Source organism: Rhodoferax sp. UBA5149 (assembly GCF_002413825.1).
In the GTDB taxonomy this organism is placed as follows: domain Bacteria; phylum Pseudomonadota; class Gammaproteobacteria; order Burkholderiales; family Burkholderiaceae_C; genus Rhodoferax.
Genome location: NZ_DHXT01000189.1, coordinates 1 through 3894, shown reverse-complemented (window position 1 = coordinate 3894; position 3894 = coordinate 1). Strand labels below are relative to the sequence as shown.

Sequence of the window (3894 nt, the reverse complement as noted above, 5' to 3'; positions counted from 1 at the left end):
ACCGGCGGCTGCACCGCCTACGACGTGGTGCTGATCTTGAAGCGCGGTCGCCACGATGTGCGCGGCTGCTCGGTCAAGCTCACCGCTGAGCGGGCCGAGGTCGATCCCAAGGTGTTCACCCGCATCAACATGCATTTCACCGTCACGGGCAAGGGCATCCCGGCCGTCGCGGTGGAGCGTGCCATTGCCATGAGCCATGAGAAATACTGCTCAGCCAGCATCATGCTGGCCAAAACCGCCGACATTAGCACCAGCTTTGAACTGATCGAGTCCTGAGTCAGGCCGGTGCGTTAAATCCGGTGCGCCACTGTCGTCATGACCTTGGCGGCGGCGCGCATCATGCTTTTCACGGCTTGCGGCAGCTCGATGGCCCCGGCCTTTGTGGCATCCAGCGCATGGCGCGCCTCGTCCTCTTTCATCTGCGCCACGATGGCGCGCGAGGCATGGTCATTGACTGGCAGCAGCGTCAGGTGGCTTTCCAGGTGCGCTTCCACCTGATTTTCAGTTTCCACCACAAAACCCAGGCTGAGCCGGTCGCCCAAGCGCCCGGCCAGCAGGCCCAGCCCAAAGGCACCGGCGTACCACAGCGGGTTGAACAGGGAAGGGCGGTCTCCCAGCTCCTCCAGACGCCGCCGTGTCCACGCCAAATGGTCGGTTTCTTCGGCGCTAGCCCTTATAAAATGGGCACGGAGTGCTTCGTTTTTGGTAGCAAATGCTTGCGCCGTGTAAAGCGCCTGGGCACACACCTCGCCCACATGGTTGACCCGCATCAGAGCCCCCGCCTGCACTTTTTCGGCGGCCGACAGCTCCGTGGCCTCCATCGGCAGCGTCGGGCAGGCCTGGGCGGCGCGTGGCGTGGCAAACAGGGTGCGCAAGGCGGCATCGGCGGCGGCAAGAAGTTCGTCGGTCTGGTTCATACGCATTTTGATTTCCTTCGCCACTATAGACCAGGCGAATGTCTTGTTTGTGCAGTTCGCTCTTGAGGTCACCAAAATATCAAAATACCGCTTTGTCGCATTCCTGCAACGAAAGAGTGAAATTTGCCCATTTTTACCCTCGTTTTCTTTGCCAAGCCCCCCCGCCTCTGGTTCAATACGTCCAACTTCCTGAAATAGGAGGTTGGCCCGGGGATCCGAAACTCCCATCCGGCGCCCCATGTTTAACCTTTGGAGAATTCCTGACATGAAAAAAACTCTCATTGCCCTGGCTGCCCTGGCTGCCACCGGTGCTTTTGCACAATCCACCGTCACCCTGTACGGCCGTCTGGATGCTGGCTATTCCGCCAACACCACTACTACTACAACTGCTGCTGGTGTTTCTACTGAAGCACGCGACAACGGTATCAACAACAACGGCTTGGCCACCAGCTACTGGGGCATGCGCGGTTCTGAAGATCTGGGCGGCGGTTTGCGCGCCAACTTCAACCTTGAAACAGATGTTCAGATTGACACAGGTACTACCGGTACCAGTGCTGGTGCTGGAGCCACTGCCTTTGACCGTATTTCCACAATTGGTCTGTCCGGTGGTTTCGGTAGCGTGATGGTGGGTCGTTTCTACACCCCCATGTTCTTGAGCACCAACTCTACCGACGTGTTCGGCACCGGCGGCGCTTACACCGTGAACTTGTTCACGGACGGCGTTCGCGCCAGCAATGCAGTTTGGTACAGCACCCCCGCGATGGGCGGCTTTAGCGCTATGCTGATGCTGGGTCGCAATGACACTGGCACCACAGCTGCTAACGCTACCAGCGGTGTCACTGGCCTGAAGGTTAACTACGCTGCAGGTCCTTTGATGGTGACAGCTGCCTACAGCAAGACTGAGTCCACCGCTGCTGGCGTGGATCTCGAGAATACTGGTGCTACCATCGGTGGAACTTACGACTTTGGCGTTGCCAAGCTGTTTGCCAATTACATTCGTGACAAAAACCAGTCAAACCCCGGCTTCACCACCTTCCCTGCTTTCAATGAGAAAACTGAGGCCAACTTGGGTGTGTCCGTGCCTATGGGCGCAGTCACCATCTTGGCTGCCTATGGCCGCAATACGCAAGACACCGTCGTTGCTGCTGGTGTTGTGGACGGCCAATCCGGTAATGACTACGTTGTTGGCGTGACCTATGACCTGAGCAAGCGTACCGCTCTGTACGTCAAGACCGGTGTCTACAACAAGCTTGACAACACGGCTCTTAGCTCCGGTAGCAAGACCCAAACGACCGCTCTCGGTATGCGTCACCTGTTCTAATTTGGTCGCTGGCCTGGCCAGTAGCTGAATTAAAGCGAAAAAGCCCCGCTGTCTAAGGACAGCGGGGCTTTTTTTGTGCGCCCAGCATGGGCGCACTTACTCGGAACCAAGTACACGCTGGCATGCACGCCAGCGATGTCAGGTCGCTGGTTTTGCGCTGCGACGACGTGATGCCAGGTGCCTGCGGCAGCTGGCGTTGATGACGCGCAACTCGGCGAGCGTCTCGTCGATCTGGGCACGTTTTTGTTCCAGCTCTTGAATGGCGGAGTTGCCACACGCCACGACCGAGCGTCCGCACGGCTTAAAGTACAGTCTGTTTTATGGCCGCGATGGTCAGCGGGTTGTGGGCTATGACAACGAGCGGGGCAAGAGTGACCACAAACACCTTCGTGACGTGGAAACCCGTTACAAGTTCGTGAGCGTGGAGAAGATGGTGACCGACTTTTTGGCAGATGTTGAAAAAGTAAGAGGTGAACACAATGACGACAAGTAAAGTTCAAGCGAATGTGGGCACGCTGGCCGACATGGGCAAGCGGTTTGCTGGCGCATGGAATCGGACCGCAGCGGGCGAACAGGTGAACGAGACCCACGTGATGTTTCTCGACGTGCAAACCATGCTCGACACCTTGTCCCCGCGCCGCCTTGAGTTGCTGCGCCATGTCCGCCAACACGGTGCTGGCAATGTTCGGGCGCTGGCCCAGGCACTAAGCCGAGATTACAAGAACGTGTACCAGGACGTGGCTACTCTTGAGGCAGCCGGACTATTGATGCGCGACGGCCGCAAACTGACCGCGCCATGGGACGAGCTGCGGGCCAATGTGTTGCTGATGGCGGCCTGAAAGGGTGAATGTTCCTTACAGGGGCCCAGTACACACTGGAATGAAGCGGTTGCGGAACGCCACTCAACATTCAATTGCGCGCCACTTAACATTCAACTTTGATGACGAAATCACGAGTTCATTAATTTAATACGGCATTGCCGTATAATTATTGCCATGCACACAGTTTCTGAAACCGAGATTTTCCAAAGGTACGCAGCAGGTGTGTGGTCGGAAGCTGAGCGCACCGAGTTCATCAACTGGATTGCGGCCAACCCGCTGGCGGGTGATGTGGTGCCTGGCTCCAATGGTTGCCGCAAGGTGCGCTGGAGTCGTGGTGGCAAAACTTAGAGACGAGGTGGAAAATGGCTAAATCAATCGACAAGGCGGTGGACAAAGAAATGGAGCAATTCCAGAACGATCTGCTGCAATCCGTGCGACAAATGAAGGCGGGCAAGGCGGCACGCACTTCTGTGGTGGCGCTTACGCCTGCCGCTGAGGCACGGACAAAGGTAGGCGTTTCGCAGTCCGAATTTGCAACCTTGCTGGGCGTATCGGTACGCACTTTGCAAGACTGGGAGCAAGGCCGACGCGAACCATCGGGTGCTGCCAAGACGTTGCTGCGCATTGCTGCGCGTTCACCGGAGGCGATCAGGCTGGCAACGTGAATAATTGTCTCTTGAATGTCGCAAACCTCGCAAAGTTGCATGATGAGTGGCGATCTGCAGCGGTGATGTCAGGTGGCCGCTTTTGCGACGCGCCGACGTGATGCCAGGTGCCTGCGGCAGCTGGCGTTGATGACGCGCAACTCGGCGAGCGTCTCGTCGATCTGGGCACG

Annotated in this window: 7 protein-coding genes; 6 read left to right on the top strand and 1 reads right to left on the bottom strand. The window is 57.5% G+C overall.

What is annotated here, in order from left to right:
- Positions 1-276, top strand: a 276-nt coding sequence (locus B3V69_RS17000; protein ID WP_296448186.1) for an OsmC family protein, incomplete at its 5' end; no start/stop codon positions are given.
- A gap of 14 nt (positions 277-290) precedes the next feature.
- Here B3V69_RS17000 and coq7 read toward each other — a convergent pair.
- Positions 291-923: a 2-polyprenyl-3-methyl-6-methoxy-1,4-benzoquinone monooxygenase gene (gene coq7, locus B3V69_RS16995; RefSeq protein WP_414707568.1), complete on the bottom strand. Its 633-nt coding sequence runs from the start codon at positions 921-923 to the stop codon at positions 291-293.
- A gap of 259 nt (positions 924-1182) precedes the next feature.
- Here coq7 and B3V69_RS16990 point away from each other — a divergent pair, with 259 nt between their 5' ends.
- The 5 genes from B3V69_RS16990 (at position 1183) to B3V69_RS16970 (ending at position 3724) form a co-directional block, all read left to right on the top strand.
- The gene (locus tag B3V69_RS16990) at positions 1183-2238 is read left to right on the top strand and encodes a porin (RefSeq protein ID WP_296448185.1); all 1056 of its coding nucleotides are present in this window, start codon (positions 1183-1185) and stop codon (positions 2236-2238) included.
- A gap of 259 nt (positions 2239-2497) precedes the next feature.
- A complete protein-coding gene (locus B3V69_RS16985) occupies positions 2498-2731 on the top strand; it encodes a toxin-antitoxin system TumE family protein (protein ID WP_296448184.1) in 234 nt (77 codons plus the stop codon).
- A complete protein-coding gene (locus B3V69_RS16980) occupies positions 2718-3077 on the top strand; it encodes a hypothetical protein (protein ID WP_296448183.1) in 360 nt (119 codons plus the stop codon). The genes B3V69_RS16985 and B3V69_RS16980 overlap by 14 nt, the downstream gene beginning before the upstream one ends.
- A 156-nt stretch (positions 3078-3233) precedes the next feature.
- Positions 3234-3407, top strand: a complete 174-nt coding sequence (locus B3V69_RS16975; protein ID WP_349679228.1) for a hypothetical protein — start codon at positions 3234-3236, stop codon at positions 3405-3407.
- Positions 3408-3421: 14 nt separating this feature from the next.
- Positions 3422-3724, top strand: a complete 303-nt coding sequence (locus B3V69_RS16970) for a helix-turn-helix domain-containing protein (protein ID WP_296448182.1) — start codon at positions 3422-3424, stop codon at positions 3722-3724.
- Positions 3725-3894: the final 170 nt, after the last annotated feature.

Excerpts from the sequence above, each read along its gene's own strand:
- B3V69_RS16980 (WP_296448183.1), top strand. The coding sequence starts at position 2,718 with ATGACGACAAGTAAAGTTCAAGCGAATGTGGGCACGCTGGCCGACATG.
- coq7 (WP_414707568.1), bottom strand. The coding sequence starts at position 923 with ATGCGTATGAACCAGACCGACGAACTTCTTGCCGCCGCCGATGCCGCC.
- B3V69_RS16990 (WP_296448185.1), top strand. The coding sequence starts at position 1,183 with ATGAAAAAAACTCTCATTGCCCTGGCTGCCCTGGCTGCCACCGGTGCT.
- B3V69_RS16985 (WP_296448184.1), top strand. The coding sequence starts at position 2,498 with ATGGCGGAGTTGCCACACGCCACGACCGAGCGTCCGCACGGCTTAAAG.
- B3V69_RS16975 (WP_349679228.1), top strand. The coding sequence starts at position 3,234 with ATGCACACAGTTTCTGAAACCGAGATTTTCCAAAGGTACGCAGCAGGT.
- B3V69_RS16970 (WP_296448182.1), top strand. The coding sequence starts at position 3,422 with ATGGCTAAATCAATCGACAAGGCGGTGGACAAAGAAATGGAGCAATTC.